This window comes from Eubacterium sp. F2 (genome assembly GCF_046244355.1).
Classification (GTDB): Bacteria; Bacillota; Clostridia; order Peptostreptococcales; family Anaerovoracaceae; genus Aminicella.
This window is the reverse complement of record NZ_CP176393.1, coordinates 939593-958443: the sequence shown is the minus strand read 5'-3', so window position 1 is coordinate 958443 and position 18851 is coordinate 939593. Positions and strand designations below refer to the sequence as shown.

17 protein-coding genes are annotated in these 18851 nt (G+C 50.5%); 1 reads left to right on the top strand and 16 read right to left on the bottom strand.

Translation table 11 applies throughout. The features are described 5' to 3' along the window. Positions 1-15: 15 nt before the first annotated feature. Entirely contained in the window at positions 16-1728 is a 1713-nt protein-coding gene (locus tag ACI77B_RS03955; RefSeq protein WP_409337474.1) for an IS1634 family transposase, read from the top strand. 142 nt (positions 1729-1870) lie between these two features. Here the strand turns inward: ACI77B_RS03955 and ACI77B_RS03950 are convergent, their stop codons facing one another. From ACI77B_RS03950 to prfA, 16 genes are all read right to left on the bottom strand, one after another. Beyond that, the gene (locus ACI77B_RS03950; protein ID WP_409337473.1) at positions 1871-2635 is read right to left on the bottom strand and encodes a hydrolase; all 765 of its coding nucleotides are present in this window, start codon (positions 2633-2635) and stop codon (positions 1871-1873) included. Further along, the gene (locus tag ACI77B_RS03945; protein ID WP_409337472.1) at positions 2541-4208 is read right to left on the bottom strand and encodes a histidine kinase dimerization/phospho-acceptor domain-containing protein; all 1668 of its coding nucleotides are present in this window, start codon (positions 4206-4208) and stop codon (positions 2541-2543) included. The genes ACI77B_RS03950 and ACI77B_RS03945 overlap by 95 nt, the downstream gene beginning before the upstream one ends. Then, complete coding sequence (locus ACI77B_RS03940) at positions 4201-4902, bottom strand: response regulator transcription factor (RefSeq protein WP_409337471.1); 702 nt, start codon at positions 4900-4902, stop codon at positions 4201-4203. The genes ACI77B_RS03945 and ACI77B_RS03940 overlap by 8 nt, the downstream gene beginning before the upstream one ends. A gap of 36 nt (positions 4903-4938) precedes the next feature. Then, positions 4939-5610 carry an HAD family hydrolase gene (locus ACI77B_RS03935; protein ID WP_409337470.1) on the bottom strand — a complete coding sequence of 224 codons (672 nt, stop codon included), beginning with the start codon at positions 5608-5610 and terminating at the stop codon, positions 4939-4941. A 14-nt stretch (positions 5611-5624) separates the two neighbouring features. Then, complete coding sequence (locus ACI77B_RS03930; protein ID WP_409337469.1) at positions 5625-6236, bottom strand: hypothetical protein; 612 nt, start codon at positions 6234-6236, stop codon at positions 5625-5627. 86 nt (positions 6237-6322) lie between these two features. Next, positions 6323-6943 (bottom strand): cysteine hydrolase family protein, encoded by a 621-nt coding sequence (locus ACI77B_RS03925; protein WP_409337468.1) that lies wholly within the window; start codon positions 6941-6943, stop codon positions 6323-6325. 182 nt (positions 6944-7125) lie between these two features. Beyond that, positions 7126-7521 (bottom strand): 30S ribosomal protein S9, encoded by a 396-nt coding sequence (rpsI, locus tag ACI77B_RS03920; protein WP_409337467.1) that lies wholly within the window; start codon positions 7519-7521, stop codon positions 7126-7128. 20 nt (positions 7522-7541) lie between these two features. Next, the gene (rplM, locus tag ACI77B_RS03915) at positions 7542-7970 is read right to left on the bottom strand and encodes a 50S ribosomal protein L13 (RefSeq protein WP_409337466.1); all 429 of its coding nucleotides are present in this window, start codon (positions 7968-7970) and stop codon (positions 7542-7544) included. 419 nt (positions 7971-8389) lie between these two features. After that, complete coding sequence (gene nhaC / locus ACI77B_RS03910) at positions 8390-9898, bottom strand: Na+/H+ antiporter NhaC (RefSeq protein WP_409337465.1); 1509 nt, start codon at positions 9896-9898, stop codon at positions 8390-8392. Positions 9899-10058: 160 nt separating this feature from the next. Continuing rightward, positions 10059-12488 carry an HAD-IC family P-type ATPase gene (locus ACI77B_RS03905; protein WP_409337464.1) on the bottom strand — a complete coding sequence of 810 codons (2430 nt, stop codon included), beginning with the start codon at positions 12486-12488 and terminating at the stop codon, positions 10059-10061. A gap of 343 nt (positions 12489-12831) precedes the next feature. Beyond that, positions 12832-13380 (bottom strand): TetR/AcrR family transcriptional regulator, encoded by a 549-nt coding sequence (locus ACI77B_RS03900; protein ID WP_409337463.1) that lies wholly within the window; start codon positions 13378-13380, stop codon positions 12832-12834. A 641-nt stretch (positions 13381-14021) separates the two neighbouring features. After that, the gene (gene tyrS, locus ACI77B_RS03895) at positions 14022-15356 is read right to left on the bottom strand and encodes a tyrosine--tRNA ligase (RefSeq protein ID WP_409337462.1); all 1335 of its coding nucleotides are present in this window, start codon (positions 15354-15356) and stop codon (positions 14022-14024) included. Between the two features lie 214 nt (positions 15357-15570). Further along, the gene (gene upp, locus ACI77B_RS03890) at positions 15571-16200 is read right to left on the bottom strand and encodes a uracil phosphoribosyltransferase (RefSeq protein WP_178263003.1); all 630 of its coding nucleotides are present in this window, start codon (positions 16198-16200) and stop codon (positions 15571-15573) included. Between the two features lie 25 nt (positions 16201-16225). Beyond that, positions 16226-16672 (bottom strand): ribose 5-phosphate isomerase B, encoded by a 447-nt coding sequence (rpiB, locus tag ACI77B_RS03885; protein ID WP_409337461.1) that lies wholly within the window; start codon positions 16670-16672, stop codon positions 16226-16228. 34 nt (positions 16673-16706) lie between these two features. Next, positions 16707-17705, bottom strand: coding sequence for an L-threonylcarbamoyladenylate synthase (locus ACI77B_RS03880; protein WP_409337460.1), 999 nt, complete (start codon positions 17703-17705; stop codon positions 16707-16709). A gap of 23 nt (positions 17706-17728) precedes the next feature. Next, the gene (gene prfA / locus ACI77B_RS03875) at positions 17729-18793 is read right to left on the bottom strand and encodes a peptide chain release factor 1 (RefSeq protein ID WP_409337459.1); all 1065 of its coding nucleotides are present in this window, start codon (positions 18791-18793) and stop codon (positions 17729-17731) included. Positions 18794-18851: the final 58 nt, after the last annotated feature.

Sequence of the window (18851 nt, the reverse complement as noted above, 5' to 3'; positions counted from 1 at the left end):
ATCTGGAGGACTATCATGCGACTCAATATCGTGAAATCTAAAAATGCAGAGCAGCTGTATATTATCAAGTCTTTTCGCAAACCCGATGGAAAGTCTACAACCAGGATCGTTGTGAAACTTGGCACAATGCAGGAGCGTCTTCCGGAACACGATTATTCCAGGGACAAAGTTATTGCCTGGGCCAAGGAAGAAGCCAGAAAATACACGGAACAGGAAAAAGAGGGCACCCTTGAAGTTCCTATCCTCTTTTCAGAGAAAAAGCAGCTGCAGTCTGGCCAGAGAACTACGTTTGACGGTGGATATCTGTTCCTTCAGAAAGTGTTCTATGACCTTGGAATCGACAAGACCTGCCAGCGAATCCAAAAGAAATATCGTTTCCAGTCTGACCTTGGAGAGATCCTTCGCAACTTGGTCTATGCAAGGATCCTGGACCCCGGCTCCAAACGTTCCTCTCTGGAATATGCCCGAGGGCTTCTGGAAACCCCAACGTATGAACTTCATGATATCTATCGCGCGTTGGATATCCTTCAGAAAGAGTCGTCCTTCATCCAGGCATCCCTGTACAACGGTAATCAGAAGATGCATGACACGTCCGTTCTTTACTATGACTGCACGAACTTTTTCTTCGAAATGGAGGAAGCAAACGGAATCTGCCAATATGGTAAAAGTAAGGAAAACCGACCAAATCCAATCGTACAGATGGGACTGTTCATGGACGGAAACGGTCTGCCGTTAGCACTCAGTGTGTTCCCGGGAAATCATAACGAACAGCCTTCCCTGGTTCCTCTTGAAAAACAGATACTGACCGATTTCAACCTTTCCAAGTTCATCGTCTGTACGGATGCCGGACTTGCTTCTCAGGCAAACCGCCGTTTCAACAATCGCAACCAACGTTCCTATGTTGTGACACAGTCATTGAAGCGTATGAAGACTTACCTGAAGGAATGGGCATTGGATCCATCTGGCTGGAGAAAGCTGAACGACGATAAAGAATACTCTCTGGATACGTTGGATGAGGAAAAGCATCTCAATGACGTGTTCTTTAAAGAACGATGGATTAACGAGAATGAAATAGAGCAGAGACTGATCGTCTCCTATTCGCCGAAATACAAACAATATCAGCGCTCAATCCGTTCAAAACAGATTGACAGAGCGCTTAAGATTATTGATAAAGGTTCTAAGGGAGAAACCCGGAATCCGCATGACCCAAAGCGTTTCATAGAAGAACAGCAAATGACCATGGACGGAGTCCTGGCCGAAAAGAAGGTGAAAACACTAAACAGCGAAAAGATTGCAGAAGAAGAATGCTACGATGGATTCTATGCGGTCTGCACAACACTGGAAGATGATATTGAGACGATTCTCCGGATCAACAAGCGCCGCTGGGAAATTGAGGAATCCTTCCGCATCATGAAATCTGAATTCCATTCGCGTCCTGTTTATCTGAGACGGGAAGAACGCATCAAAGCACACTTTCTGACCTGCTTTATCGCACTGCTGGTATATCGAGTACTTGAGACAAAGCTGGGAGAAGATATCAGCGTCCGCAAGCTGATCAGCACGATGAAAGAGATGAAGTACCGCAGAGTTGAAGGACTGGGATATATTCCCCGCTACACCAGAAACCATGTAACCGATGCGCTCCATGCAGCATGCGGTTTTCGTACGGATGCCGAATTCATATCAAACAAAAGAATGAAAAATATTTTAAAAGCCACAAAAAGGTAGCTAAAATACTACAAATCAGCCAGAACAAAGAAGTGCCATAACCATTGAATTTTCAGTGGTTACGGCACTTTTTACATTTTTAAAACTGTCAAACTCAGGAGTTTACTACTTTCATACATAATTGTCAACAGAAATTTTCATTTTACTTAATGTCGACTTTTCCGGCCACAATCTTCAGGATCTCTGCCGCATCTCCCGCTTCCGGCTTCTTCAGCTTCTCGATGTCGCCGTTCCGGTAAGAATCCATAATGCCGCCGAAAATTTTCGCGCTTGACGGCGGTGTCCAGCTGATGCTGTTGGCGCCAGCCTCAATCGTCTCCCAGATCGATTCGTCCGTAGATCCGCCTGTTGCGATAATCGGTACTTTCGGGAATTTTTCCCTGATTTTACGAACGGTCGCAGCCGTATTCTTTCCCGCAGAAACATTGAGAATGCTGGCGCCGGCATCTAGACGCGCCTGGATGTCCGATTCTGCACTGATGACCGTTGCAATGATCGGGATATCGATGACCTTGGAAATCAGCGTCACGTTGGTGTTGCTCATCGGCACATTAACCACGACGCCATACGCGCCCTGCGCCTCCGCATCCATGGAAATCATCGCGGAGCGGTATCCGTTGGTCACACCGCCGCCGACGCCGCAGAACACCGGGATGGAAGCCGCATTGATAATGGCCTCGCTGATCACCTGCTGCGGGGTAAACGGATATACTGCCAGAACCGCATCTGCATTGCAGTTTCTGATGATCGCCACATCCGTCGTAAACACAACCGACTTGATTCTGCGTCCCAGAACAACCATTCCCGGAGCTTTATAAATCACTTCCGGGATCTTTAAAGACTTTGCCCTCAGCGTCCCCGTGATTCTGGGAATCTCCTTCTTCTCTGGAATTACTTTCTTGTCCATTCTCTTTTATCTCCTCTTGCTCCTCTTTTTCCTGCGCCTCCTGCACAGCCTCCACACGCTCTACAAGCTCTTTCTGCTCTGCTTCCTTGGCTGCGGCGGCCTGCTGCGACGGCGGAATAACCGGGAATAAGATTTCGGTGGTATAGATCTTCTCTTCTTCCATGACATGGAAGGAACCGTGCAGATCCTGCACCAGACGCTGACAGGTCTTGACACCGATCTTGGTGCTCTCCACCTTCTTCGCCTCTTCACGGATATGATTCTGGAACACCAGCTTGACCTTATGCTGGATCAGACTGCCCTTGACTTCAATCGGGAACTTCTCACTGGCGTACTTCATCATATTCGAGAACAGGTTATCAAAAATACGGTGAACACAGGACACATCCGTCTCCGTCATAACGTGTTCCGGAATATTGTACTGCAGGTTCACGTTATATCCGTAGCTCTGCAGTTCTGAGACATGCTCGCCCAGCATCTGCTGGAAGAGAATACCTGCATCCAGGACTTCCATTTCCAGATCGTCCTGATCATCACGGAAAACCAGGAAATACTGGAACAGCTTGTCCGACAGATCTTTCAGCTGGAAAGCCTTGTCCCTGCAGGAATCAATATACTGACGAACCTCCTCCAGAGAATTATACTTCTTTCCCTCAATAATATCCAGATAGCCGATCAGTGAGGTCAGCGGCGTCCGGATATCGTGCGACATGGACGTAATCAGTTCCATATTCGCCTTCTGCGCCGCCTGCTCATTCTCCATCTTTTCCAGAATGGACGCACGCATGCGGTCCACATTGACCGAAAGCATGCCCAGCTCATCGTTCTGTTCCATGCCGACCTTATGATGAAGATCACCCTCCGCAATCCGGCTGACATCATCCGACAGGTTGATCACCCTGCGCATCACATACTTATTATATTTCAGCACGACGACAAAAAATACCAGACCGGCGAGGATAATCTCCAGAATGCTCATGATCCTGTGCCACGCGCGTTCCGGGTACACATTGATATAAACATAATACGTGCCATCTTCAAAGCGCACTCTCCGGTTGTACAGATCCTCTTTAAAATCACTCGTGTTGATCTTCAGATTGTGATCTTTCACCTGCGGCTGATTGCTGCTTTCCTGCTGGCCGATCTGACCGGAAGAAGAATTTTTAGACCCCGACGCAGTACCGGCATCAAGGATCGTACCTTTAGAATCTACTGCCCATCCGCTGGAATACACATTTCCTTTGCTGTTATAGACCAGAATCGCGGTATTCCATTCATTTACCGCCCATTTTTTCAGCGAGCCGGCATCCTTTGCGCGGACATTATTGTTCTTTATATACCGGTGCAGATCCCGATAGCGGTCATTGACAAAATGCGTCTTGACCGTTTTACTGAGGAAGAACTGATCTCCTATCGTAGTCTCAAAAACATTAAGCAGCAGCAGGGTCCCCATGGTCAGCAGCGCCGCAATCAAAATCGTCGTCATCAGTTTGACATTCAGCGAAATAAACACCCGGTGCTCTGAGCAGCGCGCTCTTATCAGTGAACGAAGTGATTGTTTTTCCTTATTCAATGCGATAACCCTTCCCCCATACAGTCTTTATAATCTTCGGCTTGCGGACATCATCCTCCAGCTTCTTTCTGAGATTCAGAATATGCACCATAATGGTGTTTCCCGCCGAAGACATGTAGGGTTCACCCCACACATTCTCATACAAGTCCTTATTCTTGACGACCTCGCCCTTATGCTCCATGAAGTAGCGGAGAATATCGAACTCCTTATCCGTCAGATTGATCCGGCTGTCGTTCTTTCTTACCGAACGCGTCCTTACATCGACAAAAACATTCTCGGCAAGGGCTTCCTGGCCGTTGTTTTCCGCGGACTTCGGCTGATCATACTCGCTCCTGCGGCGGATCAGGGACTTTACTTTCATCAGAAGCTCCGTCTGTGAGAACGGCTTGACGAGGAAATCGTCTCCGCCCATCGTGTAAGCCTCTACCTTGTCTCTGTCTTGCGACTTGGCCGTCAGGAAAAGAACAGGGACATTGGATTTTTCTCGGATCCGGTGGCAGACTTCAATGCCGTCCATATCCGGCATCATGATGTCCAGAATGACGATATCGTAAGTTCCCTTGTGAAAGACGCAGTCCAGCGCCATTTCTCCATTCTCGGCTTCTGTAACCTCATAGCCTTCACTTCGCAGCAGAACGTGAAGGACCTCGCGGATGTTTGGATCGTCGTCAACGATCAGAATTTTATTATGCATGCTCATTACAGTTCCTTTCTTTTCCTGAAAATCACCTTAGCGGATCTTAAGATCACGGAGATCGCGGAGATAAAGATCCGCCTTCTCACGGATTTCTTTCTGATCCGCTTCACTGATTCGGTCATACAGTCCAGCCGTGCGGTAGCCCAGATTTCCGGCTGCTTCAATCGCATACAGCCCGTCTTCAAATACCCAGGTCTTTTCTGCAGGCGCCTGAAGAACATCAGATGCCATATCCCAGATCTGCCGCTCTTTCTTGGTGGTGTGAAGATCCTGCGCACTGAAGACACAGCGGAAATACTGGTGCAGATCCAGACGGTTAAAAGCCTCTTCAATGCAGCTGCCTTCCGTAGAAGTTACGACAACCGACGGAATACCAGCCTCTTTCAGTGTTTTCAAAAGAGAGACCGCCCCCGGCTTCTGCTGGACTTCATCACGGTAGAAGGCATCCATCTGCGCGATGATCCCCTCAGCCACTTCATCCTTTGTCATCTGAAGATGGTAACGCCGGATCATATAGTCCGCGCCGCTCGATGTGGTCTCGGCGAACAGAATATCACCAAGATTGGGTTCGGCCTCGATCCCCAGTGTCTTCAGGAAACGTGCGCCCGCATCATGCCAGGCAGGCATGGAATCCAGCAGGGTGCCGTCCACATCAAAAATCGCGCCCTGTATATCGGCAGTATGGATGGTTATTGTATCTCTCACTGCTTTCTCCTCTTCTAGTTGCTCTTAAATGCGTAGTACAGATGGAAACCCTTGCCGTCGCGCTGCCCGCTGTCTCTGAGCAGGTATCCGTTGTCATCGATGCCCATGGTGTAAGAGCCGACAACCAGTTTCTTATCGCTGTTGATGCTCCAGTTTCCGCTGGTCTCTGTCGTCTTTCCGTTGGAATCGGTCAGGGACATGGTGTAGGTTCCATCGCTCTTGACAGTCAGTGTGCCGGAGCTTCCGTCTGAATCGTCGATGCTTCCGTCGCTCATCAGAAGGCCTTTCTCCTCCCAGCTTCCGATATACTTCTGCTTCATCTGCTGAACGGTGTTATTCTGCGCGGTTTCTTTGGTCGGGTCATTGTTTCCCGCATCTCCCGGATCATTTTCTCCGCTCTGCTCAGAGCTGGACGCAGATGCGCTGTTGTCTGAACTGCTGCTTCCCGTTCCGTTCTTTGCAGAAGAAGACGAAGAATTATTATCTGACTTCTTCTGTGTCGATTCGGTCTGCTTGGAAGACCTTCCGCTCTTCGATGAACTCTTGCTGTTTCCGCCGGAGCTTCCGCATCCGTACATAAAAATAAGTCCTGCGATCAGTACAACCGCTAATATTTTCTTCTTCATCTCTATTCCTCCTTAATCGCTTCTGCTAATTTTCTATTTTATGCTCCTCTGCCCGCGCTTTTTCTTCTGCCGGAATCACCCGCTGATCAGGCTCTTACCGGCGGCAGCGGCGCCTCTCCTCTGCAGATCACTGCTCCCGCAGCCTCCATATCTTCCATATTTGCGCGCTGCACCGCTTCACTTCTTGACGAGCAGCTTTTCTCCAGAATTACTGTGCGGTAATTATAAGACATGGCATCGTAGCAGCTGCTGCGGATGCAGTTCGGCGTCGTCGTTCCGGCGAGCAGCACGGTATCGATCCCCGCTTTCTGCAGCTGTTCATGGAGCCCCGTCTGGAAAAAGGCGCTGTATCTCGGTTTGATCAGGACCTGCTCCTGCGGATCCCGCACCAGCCCTTCCGGCTCTTCGATGCTGTTCAGACCTGTTGAATCCGGTGCCAGAACATGGCGGAAGCCGGCCTTTTCCAGAACTTCTCTCCTCGGAGGCTCCATGTCGCTCCCGTCGGCTGCGTAAATGCGCTTGACCCAGATTACCGGGATGCCGCAGGCCCGCGCCCACTCCACTGAACGCATGCAGGAAGGCACAGAAGCCTTGGCACCCGCTATGCACAGCGCCGCGCCCGGTTCCACAAATGCCTTTTCCATATCGATCATCAGCAGAACACTGTGCGCAGAATCAAATCTGCATCCGTCCCAGATCGTTTCCATGTCCGCCTCCAGTTCATTGCATAATACAGCTACTCTACATATTTTACCCGATTCTGTCTATAAGTCAATTTTCAGCAGACCCGGGATGATGTCAGCAAACAAAAAAGCTCCCGGACATCGTGCCGGAAGCTTCTCTGGTTGTTGTCGAAAATTCTTTATACCATTGCTGTATATGCGTGCAATTAACGCTTGGAGAACTGGGAAGCCTTTCTCGCTTTCTTGAGTCCGTACTTCTTTCTCTCTTTCATTCTCGGATCTCTTGTCAGGAATCCTGCAGCCTTCAGCTGAGCCTTGTAAGCATCAGCGTCTGCCTGAACCAGTGCTCTGGAGATACCCAGTCTTACTGCTCCTGCCTGGCCTGTGAATCCGCCGCCGTTTACCAGCGCGATAACATCATACTTCCCCTCGCATCCTGCAACAGCAAACGGTCTTACCGCTTCCTGCTTCAGCAGCTCTGTCGGGAAGTAGTCGCCCAGATCCTTCTTATTTACGATTACTTTTCCAGTTCCAGGGAGCAGTCTGACTCTGGCAACTGAAGATTTTCTGCGGCCTGTGCCGTAATACTGAACGTTAGCCATTCTCTATGTCCTCCCTTTCCCTAAAACTTCAGCTCTTCCGGCTTCTGAGCCTCATGCTTGTGCTCAGCTCCGGCATATACGTGCAGCTTCTTGAACATCTGTCTTCCGAGGCGGCCGTTCGGGAGCATTCCCTTAACAGCGTGCTTGATAACCTCTTCCGGTTTCTTGTCCAGCATTTCCTGAAGAGTAGCCTCTTTCTTTCCGCCTGGGAATCCGGAATATGTGACATAGATCTTATCATGCAGCTTCTTACCTGTAACAGCGATCTTCTCCGCGTTGATCACGATTACATTGTCTCCGCAGTCAACGTGCGGTGTGTAAGTCGGCTTGTTCTTTCCTCTGAGAACAGCAGCAACCTGGGAAGCAAGTCTTCCGAGTGTCTGTCCCTCAGCATCGACAACGTACCACTTACGTTCAACCGTTTCCGGCTTCGCAATGAATGATTTCATTTGTCTGATCCTTTCTACCTACTGGATTGAGTGAATCTCAACGTTTTCGGTTCTGCCTACTGAGATGTCCTCCTGGATGGCTTTATGCGCACACGTCCATAAGACGATAAGGCATCCTGGTCGGCATCACTAATATGAATTAGCCCGCTAAGCTCCGGACGTTTTCCATCCTGCCCGCGGAATTGTGCTTGCGCACCGATACATTATACTTGATGACAAAAGAAAAAGCAATCCGTTTCCCCGGATTATCCGGAAATATTTTCCGCAGCCGCCCATCAGCAGGCCTGCGGAAAACGGATTGCTTTCTCCAAGAGGCCGACGCCCTGAAACGCGCATCTCCTTCAGGTCACGCACAGGGCCTCCGGCTTTTCTGTTTCTTATAAATGCATTTCAGATCGGCACAGATATGCGCAGAACGCCTAAACGAGCTTTCCCTCGTCTGCCAGTTTCTGTTCTTCCGGTGTCATCTTTGTTACCGCGATTCCCAGAGCCGCCAGCAGGATCGTCGTAAACGGCATGGTGAGATTGAAGATCGCATATTTAAAGTAGACGCCCGTCGTCACGCCCAGTGTCGTGGCGATAAACATTCCGCAGGTATTCCACGGAACCAGCGGGGAGCTTACTGTTCCCGCAGACTCCAGCGCATTGGACAGGCACTTCGGATGCAGACCCATTTTACGATATGCCGGCGCAAACATTCTTCCCGGAACCAGAATGGAAATATACTGTTCCGGCATGACGATATTGGAAATTACGCAGGTTACTTCTGTAGCCGCAATCAGGCCAACCGCACTCTTTACAAAACGGGTGATCTGATTGATGACAACCTCCAGCTGGCCGCTGCTCTCCATGATTCCTCCGAACATCATCGCAATGATCGTCATCAGAATCGAAGAGGACATATTCATCAGACCGCCGGTGGACAGCAGGTCGTTCAGCGCTGGCACTTTGGTCTTGCAGACGAATCCATCCTTTGCGGCGTTCATGATGTCGCCGAAAGTGACGCCCACATGCTGGAAGACCAGGTCGGAATTATAGATCGGCAGATGGCCCTGGAAGAACGGCGCCATGACTGCTGCGGTCAGCATGCCCAGAGTAATTCCCGGAAGCGCCGGAACATGCAGTGCAATAGACAGAATAACCACCAGCGGCGGAATCAGCAGGAGCGGCGATACATTGAAGGTTGCCGTGATGCCGTTCATCAGCTGGTCGACCTTGGACATATCCACAGAACCGCCCGTTGCATGCGTATATCCGTAAATTCCAAAGAATACAATCGATACCGCATAGGCGAGCACCGTCGACTTGATCATATATTTTACGTGGGTGAAGACATCGGTGCCCGCCATGGCCGGCGCCAGGTTGGTCGTATCCGAAAGCGGGGACATTTTATCGCCGAAATAGGCTCCGGAAATAATCGCGCCTGCTGTCGGTCCCACCGGCATGCCGAGGCCTTTTCCGATTCCGATCAGTGCCAGTCCCATGGTGCCCATGGTTCCCCATGAAGTTCCGGTGGCCAGCGATGTGATCGAGCAGACCAGCAGGGCGGCAACCAGGAAGATCTTCGGCGACAGCAGCTTCAGTCCGTAATAAATCATCGTAGGGATCGTTCCGGAAAGGAGCCAGACACCGATCATCATGCCGACAATGGCCAGAATCAGGATCGACTGCATGGCTTTATCGATTCCCGCAATCATCATCTGCTCGATGGCGGTCCAGCGATAGCCCAGACGCATGGTCATCAGCGCGGCGATAATCACACCCAGAAACATCGGAACGTGCGGATCGACGTGGAACTTCGCAATGCCGATGGACATCACGATAACCAGGCCGAGGAAAGACACTGCCGCTTCACGGAAACGCGGCTTGCGCGGTGCCTTCTTGGATGGCCGGGCGGCCGTCTTCTTCTGCTTGTTCTCTTCACTCATTCTCAAACTCTCCGTTCTTTTGTACAGAAAAAAATATATCCGCCGTCAGAGACAACGGATACTTCATTATAGAATCAGATGTTCGGTTTTGCAACCAAATATTCATAAGAAATATTGAATTTTTATTAATTCTTTTCTTCAGTCCGGATCTCCTGGCCCATTATTTAAAGAAATCCTTCCAGCTGCCGCCATTGGCTCTGTGCTGTTCTTTTAAGCGTTTGCAGCTGTCGACTTTCCGTGACAGATACTGTTTTGCTCTTGCGCGTCCCTTTTTTGTCAGAAGGAGCCCCAGAAGAGTGGTCAGCTTGTAGAAATAGCGGAACATGCACTCGGTCGCCAGCAGGAATACGACCATCAATGCCGCGCATTTCAGGTTCATCGGGCTGATGCCGAACAGTTCGTGATGCAGCAGAATCATGGAGAAAAATCCGATTACCATGATGCCGATCATTCCGGCGTGCAGGGTGTTCATCGGGCGCGCGACGCGGGCCAGAATCAGGAATTCTCCCAGGGCTACCAGTCCTGCCGAAGCGGTGGAAATGCTTGCCTGACTGATTTCCATAACCTGACCGAAAACCAGCAGCCCGCTGACACTGATGAATATGGTTATTCCGGCCGGGGTTGCCATCTTGAAGGTATTTCCCAGGAAACTGCCCCGTATTTCCTTATTATTCGGCTCCAGGGACAGAACGAATGACGGAATACCGATGGTGAACATGCTGATCAGGGTAATCTGCGACGGCTGAAGTGGATACTGAAATACACTGACCACAGAGAACATCGCCAGGAAAAACGAGAATATATTTTTGGTCAGGTACAGGCTCGCTGTCTTGATGATATTATTGACAACGCGACGCCCCTCTGCCACGACTTCCGGCATCCTCGAAAAATCGGAATCCATCAGAACAAGCTGCGCCGCATGGGAGGCCGCTTCGCTTCCGGATGCCATCGCAATCGATGTATCTGCGTCGCGGAGCGCAAGGATATCATTGACACCGTCTCCGGTCATTGCGACTTTATGCCCTTTTTTCTGAAGCTGCTGCACGATCTGGCGCTTCTGGTCCGGTGTCACACGGCCGAATACGACGGTATCCTCCACAATATCCGCAACGTCACGTTCGTCTCTCAGCTCCCGGGCATCGACATAATTCTCTGCACCGGCAATTTTCGCTTCCTTCGCGACCTCTGACACGGTCACCGGGTTATCACCGGAGATGACCTTCACCGATACACCGTGCTCTTCAAAGCAGCGGAAGGTTTCCGGCGCACCCTGGCGGATCGGATTCTGCAGCATGACGAGCGCGATCGGGTGAACATGGTGCAGCGTCTGTCCTTTTGGAGTTTCCGGAGTCACACCGAACACGAGCACACGGGCGCCCGTTTTTCCGCCCTCGTCCACACGGTTCTTCACCGGCGCGTACTGCTCTTCTGTCAGGACAAACTCCGGCGCGCCCAGAACCAGGCTTCCCTCTTTATAGGTCACTCCGCTGTACTTGTACTTTGAAGAAAAACCGCAAATATGATCCGGTTTTCTTCCGGAATTGATGGTGAATTTTTCCTTAATTGCAGACATCGTAATGTTGTCCGGATTCATTCCGACAGCAAGATCGCCCATCAGCGCCTCGGCTTCCTCCTCGGTCACATCGTCTCTGAGAAGCTGAAAATCACTGACTTTCATTTGATTTTCCGTGATCGTGCCGGTCTTATCCACGCAGAGAACGTCGACCCTTGCCAATGTCTCTATGCAGCGCATGTTCTGTACCAGAACGTCCTTCTGCGCCAACCTGAGAGCGCTGACAACCAGTGCCACGCTCGCCATCATATACAGCCCCTCCGGAACCATGCCCAGAACCGCTGCCACCATGGAAATCACACTGGCGCTGAATGCCTGATGCTGTACGATATACTGCTGATAGAAAAGAATACCCCCGACCGGGATGATCAGAATTCCGATGATCAGAACCAGCCGGTCCAGAGACTTCACCATGTCAGAACGGGAATCGTTCTTCTCCTGCCGTGTCGCTTCCATCGTCAGTTTTGACAGATAGGAGTCTTCCCCGACCGCAACCAGCTGCACCAGAGCTTCTCCGGAAACCACGAAACTTCCCGACATCAGGGAATCGCCGTGTTTCTTCTCGATCTCATCGGATTCTCCAGTGAGCAGGGATTCATTGACAGAAAGCGTGCCTTCCAGCACCCTGGCGTCCGCGGGAATCTGCATACCGGAACTCAGCATAATCACATCGTCCAGCACCAGTTCTTCCGCGCGCAGCTCTATATTTTTCCCGTCCCGGACTGCCGTCACCTTCGGCATCTTGTCAAAACGCAGATTGTCAAGGATATTCTTGGACCGGATCTCCTGCAGAATGCCGATCACCGTGTTTGCAATGACAATCAGCATAAAAGACAGGTCCTTAAATGACCCGACCATAATCAGCATGACCGCGAGGACCACAAAAATAAAATTGAAATACGTCAGCACGTTTTCTAGAACGATTTTCTTCACGGAATGTGTGGACGTTTCCACCGGTGTATTTACTTTTCCGTGTCTGATCCTTTCCCGGACCTGCTCAGACGTTAATCCCGGCATCGTTTTTGCATCTCCCTTTCCCTAACCTCGGTTACTCCTTCTCCGGGCGGCCGCAGAGCGGACGACCGGTAGATATTAAGTATACCACACTTCTGCGGTGCAGACGCACCGGACACGCACTGGTACGGCGGCTGCCGTTAACTGCTGTAAAGCAGATAAGCAGACCATAATAAGAACCCCACCCTTCCACGACGCTGAAGCGTCGGGTGGGTGCCCGGGAACCTTGTTGTCGTTTAACGGGCAGACAATAAATACAGCGCGCACCGCTCTGTATTCCAGAGTGCCGGCACACGCTGCACATGATAATTCCGGTTCTTTCAGTGAGCATCACTGTCCGTCCGAATTAAAACACCTTTGAGGCCAGAATTGCGAACCGGCGCTTCATGTGGTTTGCATCAAAATCGTAATCTCTGAGGAAATAGGACATCAGAAGGCCCAGGAAATCTCCGATCAGCATGGTGCAGAGATTGTGTTTCTCTTCAGTGCTGAGTTCCGGATCCATATTATCTTCCAGCATCTTCAGAAGGCCTTTATACATTTCCTTTTCATTTTCGGTTACCAGGATGGTGGTGATCAGTTTGGTGGTCAGAACCGGATATTTGCATGCATCATCAATCATCCGGTTCATCAGACTCATAATCAGCTCACGTCCTTCCAGTCTGGACGTTTCATAGTAGTCTTCCAGATTCTGATATTCTTCATCCGCCAGCGCCAGCAGCAGATCATTAATTGTCGGAAAATGATTGAAAATTGTCGTACGTGACATTCCGGCTTCTTCTGCAATATCATTGAACGTTGCTCTCTGCAGGCCTTCTTTCTCAAACAGCGACTTCGCCGCATCCATAATCGCCTGCCTGTTCCGTGCTTTTTTCCCCCATACTCTGCTGCTCATGCTTATTTTCCCTTTCCGGTCCCGCATTTCCAGACTGCAGATCCAGACCTACAGATATACTGTATCCGCACATACGGAAATACCATACCCTTATCTCCACAGTAATCTCGTCTGTGACAAACGTTTTCTTTTGATAGATAAATCATTTATTAAATTCTCTCACAATTGAACTCCATTTACAATACTGAGCCACGAAAATCATGTAAATTTCAAGAAAGCGACACATTTTTTCGTACTCATCCCACAACATTTCTGAGACTCCTGCAGCAGTGTAAATTTCGCACAAATTTCGCGGCATATATCTTCATTATTTTCTCATTTTCAGCATAAATATTTTCAGCGGACACAATATTCCTTAATACCTTCCCTATATTCTGTACTCTTGCTGTTATTGTTTCTGCTAAAAGCGCTTGAAAATCTTCTAAATTAACCGTAATTCTTTCCGAAATAAGAAATTATCTTCCCTTTTCAGCTCTGTAGCGGATTCAATGATAAGGACCTCGCCCTTCCGCGACGCTGAAAGAGCGTCGGATGTGTACCCGGAAACCTCGTTACCGTCTGATGAACAGGCAATGAAAAAGGGACTGTAAAATCACAGTCCCCTGACCTTAAATTGTCATACATTATATTATTCAAAGCTGCTATTTCAGCACAACCTTAACAACTTTCTTCTTTCCCTTGCGCAGGATCAGTGTGCCGTCTTCCTTGAAGCTGTCTTCTCTGATCATGGTCTTCGGGTCAGTAACCTTCTCTCCGTTTACAGAAACGCCGCCCTGCTCAACACTTCTTCTTGCCTCGCTGTTGCTCGGAGCCAGGCCGATCTCTTTCAGGAGGGTCAGAATTCCCTTTCCTTCGCCCTCAAACTCGGAGCGTTTCATCTCCGCCTTCGGAAGGTTGTCGGACATTGCGTCTCCGCCGAATGCGGAACGTGCTGCTTCCTGAGCTTCTTCAGCAGCCTGTTCACCGTGAACCATCTTGGTAACCTCATAAGCCAGGATTTCCTTGGCACGATTGATCTCGGAACCCTTCAGGGAAGAAAGTCTCTCGATTTCATCCATCGGCAGGAAGGTCAGCATGCGCAGGCACTTATTGACATCCAGATCGCCGACGTTTCTCCAGTACTGGTAGAACTCGTACGGGGATGTACGGTCCGGAGACAGCCAGAGCGCTCCTTTTCCGGTCTTGCCCATCTTCTTTCCCTCGCTGTTGGTCAGCAGAGCAAATGTCATTCCGTATACGTCCTTGTTGATTTCTTTCTTTGTCAGATTGATGCCCGCGATAATGTTGGACCACTGGTCGTTTCCGCCGAACTCCATCTTCAGGTCAAAGTCTCTGGCCATAACGAAGAAGTCATAGGCCTGCATCAGCATGTAGCCGAATTCGAAGAAAGACAGACCGTTTTCTCTTTCCATTCTCAGCTTGAATGCCTCAGAGCGGAGCATGGTATTGACGTTGAAGTCTTTTCCGATGGTACGCATGAACTCTACGAAATTCAGGTTGCGCAGCCACTTGGCGTTGTTCAGGCTGATTGCCTTGCCTTTCTCCGGCTCCTTGGTCAGATGTCCCGGAACGAAAACGCCTTCGTTTCCGACATACTGTACCTCGTCATCGAACGGGAGGAACTTATCGAACAGCTTCTTGAACTGCTCGCAGTTATGATCGATCGTGTCGGTGTCCATGAGCTTTCTCATGTCTGTTCTTCCGGACGGATCGCCGATCATTCCTGTGCCGCCGCCAAGAAGTGCAACTGGTGTATGGCCGTACTTCAGCATATAGGACAGGATGATGATCTGCATGAAGTGTCCGACATGCAGACAGTCCGCTGTCGGGTCAAATCCGATATAGAACTTGATCTTTTCTTTTCCCAGGAGGTCTCTTACTGCCTCTTCATTGGTGACCTGCTCGATAAAGCCACGCTCTTTCAGTACGTCAAAAACATTGTCGTACTGACTGATATTGTCAGGAATCTGAATCATTGGTAAATTTCCTTTCCACCGCCGCGTCCCCGTTTTTCTTTTTCTCCATTCTTCATGGGCGCGAGGTTGACATTTTGTTCTGTTTGCAGATATACGCCCTGCCCGGCGTCTGAACCGCGCCTCTGTTATACGCGCATTCAGATTATCAGGCCGCCCCGGCAGGAAGGCCGCGGCGGCATAATATACATTGTAACAGTTCCGGCCGTCTGCTGCTCTACTTGGTGCCGTACAGACGGTCTCCGGCATCGCCCAGTCCCGGAACGATGTAGGCATCCTCGTTCAGATGGTCGTCTTTGGCTGCGATGTAGATATCCACGTCCGGGTGAGCCTTCTGCAGAGCCTCGATTCCTTCCGGCGCTGCGATCAGGCACATGAAAGTGATATCCTTTCCGCCGCGCTTCTTGATGAAATCAATCGCCGCAGATGCGCTGCCGCCAGTTGCCAGCATCGGATCAACGACAAAAATCTTGCGGTGTTCGATGTCGGTCGGGAGTTTGCAGTAATACTCAACCGGCTGATGGGTTTCCGGATCGCGGTAAAGGCCGACATGGCCGACTTTCGCATTCGGAATCAGAGAAAGCATGCCGTCAACAAAGCCCAGTCCGGCGCGCAGGATCGGAACGATGGCTACATCCTCGCCCTTCAGCATCTTCGTCTTGGTTTTGCAGATCGGTGTTTCGATTTCCACTTCCTCCAGCGGAAGATCTCTGGTGGCCTCAAATCCCATCAGCATGGCAACTTCTGTCGCCAGCTCACGGAATTCCTTTACCGTTGTGGTCTTCATACGCATAAGAGAAACCTTGTGCTGAATCAGCGGATGATCAAATACATATACCTTGCCCATTGCTTTTTTCCTTTCTGTACTTCTGTTACATCTCGTTCAGCTCATTGACTCTTCTTGCGTGGCGCTCTCCGCCTTCGCTGTCGCCGGCGAATTTCGTGTCCAGCCACTCATCGGTCATCTTGATGGCCAGGTCAGGATCGGTGAGTCTTCCGCCCATTGCCAGGATGTTGGCGTTATTATGCTCCTTGGCCATGTGTGCCGTTTCTACGGAGTGTACCAGTGCGCAGCGTACGCCCTTTACCTTGTTTGCTGCCATGGAAATGCCGATTCCGCTGCCGCAGAATACCATGCCGAGATCTCCTTCTCCCGCCATCAGCGCTTCTCCGCATTTATGGCCGTAGACCGGATAGTCACAGGACTCCTCTGTATAAGTTCCAAGATCCTTTACTTCAATGCCTCTTTCTTTCAGATGTTCTGCTACTTTCTGCTTCAGTTCAAAGCCCGCATGGTCACTTGCGATAACAATCTTCATACTGCTTCCTCCTGCCTTTTTCATCAAAATGCAATTATACTTCTTTAATATTAAATCCCGCCGACTTCAGCATCCGGTTCATGACCGAAAAACCTTCTCCCTGCTCCGGCAGGGCTGTCGCCAGAATGATATCGACATCTTCTTTATCAGCCTCTCTGAGCCTTGCGTAAATCTCATGCGCGGCAAGCTCGGACTGATTTTCCGAGAAAGCGATGACACAGACTTTCTCACCTGCCTGCTCATGCTTCTTCTTTTCTTCTTCAATGGCGGCCATGACTTTTTCATGTTCGCCCTGGAACAGAATCATCGGCGCGTTCGGCGCGTAATGCTTGTATTTCTGTCCCGGCGCCTTCGGCTTGAAATCGCCCTGTGCCGGATCTGGTTTCACATTCAGGGTCTTATCCAGCAGAACACGCTTTCCGAGAACTTCCTCGAACTGGGCTCTGGTGATCATGCCCGGCCTTAAAATCATCGGTTCGTCACTGGACATGTCGATGATGGTCGACTCGATGCCGACTCTGCACGGGCCGCCGTCCAGAACGGCGTCGATTCTGCCGTCCATGTCGTCCATAACATGCTGCGCGGTTGTCGGGCTCGGTTTTCCGGAAAGGTTGGCGCTCGGTCCCGCCAGCGGCCTGGAGCGGCGGATCAGCTCTCTGGTCAGATCGCTGTCCGGCATGCGCATGCCTGCCGTCGGCAGATTGGCGGTCGTTACCGGCGGAATAATGTCCGCAGCCGGCACGATCATCGTCATCGGACCCGGCCAGAAGGCATCCATCAGCTTTTTCATGTCTTCTGTCACATGCGGGCAGAGTTCGTAAATGTCCTGCTGTTCCGCGATGGTGACGATGGTCGGATTGTCGTTCGGACGTCCCTTGGCGATGTAGATTTTTTCCACGGCTTCCGCGTTCAGCGCATCAGCGCCGAGGCCGTAAACGGTCTCCGTCGGGAAGGCCACAAGACCTCCCTCCTTGATAATCGAAGCTGCAATGTCAATGTCCCCGCTTGTTCCCTTGAGGAGTCTGGTTTTCATTTTCCTCTGCCTTCTTTCTCCGATTAAAACTCGTTCATCTTGCGTGCCTGGTAGTCCGCGTTCAGCGCGTCGATGATCTCATCCAGATCACCGTCCATGATCTGATCCAGCTTATAGAGGGTCAGGCCGATTCTGTGGTCGGACACACGGCCCTGCGGATAGTTATAGGTGCGGATACGCTCGCTGCGGTCTCCGGTTCCTACCTGGTCTCTTCTTTCTGATGCGATCTTGGCGTTCTGCTCCTGCTGCATCTTATCGTAGACTCTGGCCTTCAGGACTTTCATAGCCTTTTCACGGTTCTTGATCTGGGATTTCTCATCCTGGCAGGTAACAACGATTCCTGTCGGAAGATGCGTCATTCTGACTGCGGAGTCCGTTGTATTTACGCACTGGCCGCCGTTTCCGGATGCACGGTAGACATCGACCTTTACATCGTTTGGATCGATATGAACCTCAACGTCCTCAACTTCCGGAAGTACGGCAACCGTAGCCGTTGACGTATGGATTCTTCCGGATGTCTCTGTCTCCGGGACACGCTGAACTCTGTGCACACCGCTCTCGAACTTCAGGCGGGAATATGCGCCCTTGCCCTTGATCATCATATCGGCTTCCTTGACACCGCCGATTCCGATCTCGTTCATGCTCAGGATCTCTGTCTTGAATCCGTGACGCTCCGCGTAACGGGTGTACATTCTCAGAAGATCCGCAGCAAACAGCGCCGCCTCATCTCCGCCGGCACCGCCTCTGATCTCCATGATTACGTTCTTGTCATCATTAGGGTCCTTCGGGATCAGGAGGATCTTCAGTTCTTTCGTCAGCTCCTCCAGGTTATCTTCCTGCTCGCTGATCTCCTCCTTCGCCATTTCGCGCATTTCCTCGTCGGACTCTTCTTCCAGCATCTGCTTGGCGAAGTCGAGCTCATCCTTTGCCTTGGTATACTCCTTATACTTCTCGACAATCGGCTCCATCTCGCCCATTTCTTTCATATATTTCTGCCATACGCTCTGATTGGCAATAATATCCGGATCTGCAACCTTCTTGGTTAAATCATCGTACTTGTCTACGACTGAACCGAGTTTTTCAAACATGTTCTTCACTCCTGCCCGCCGCTTCAGCGGCATTCTCTAACTTCATATTTTATCATAC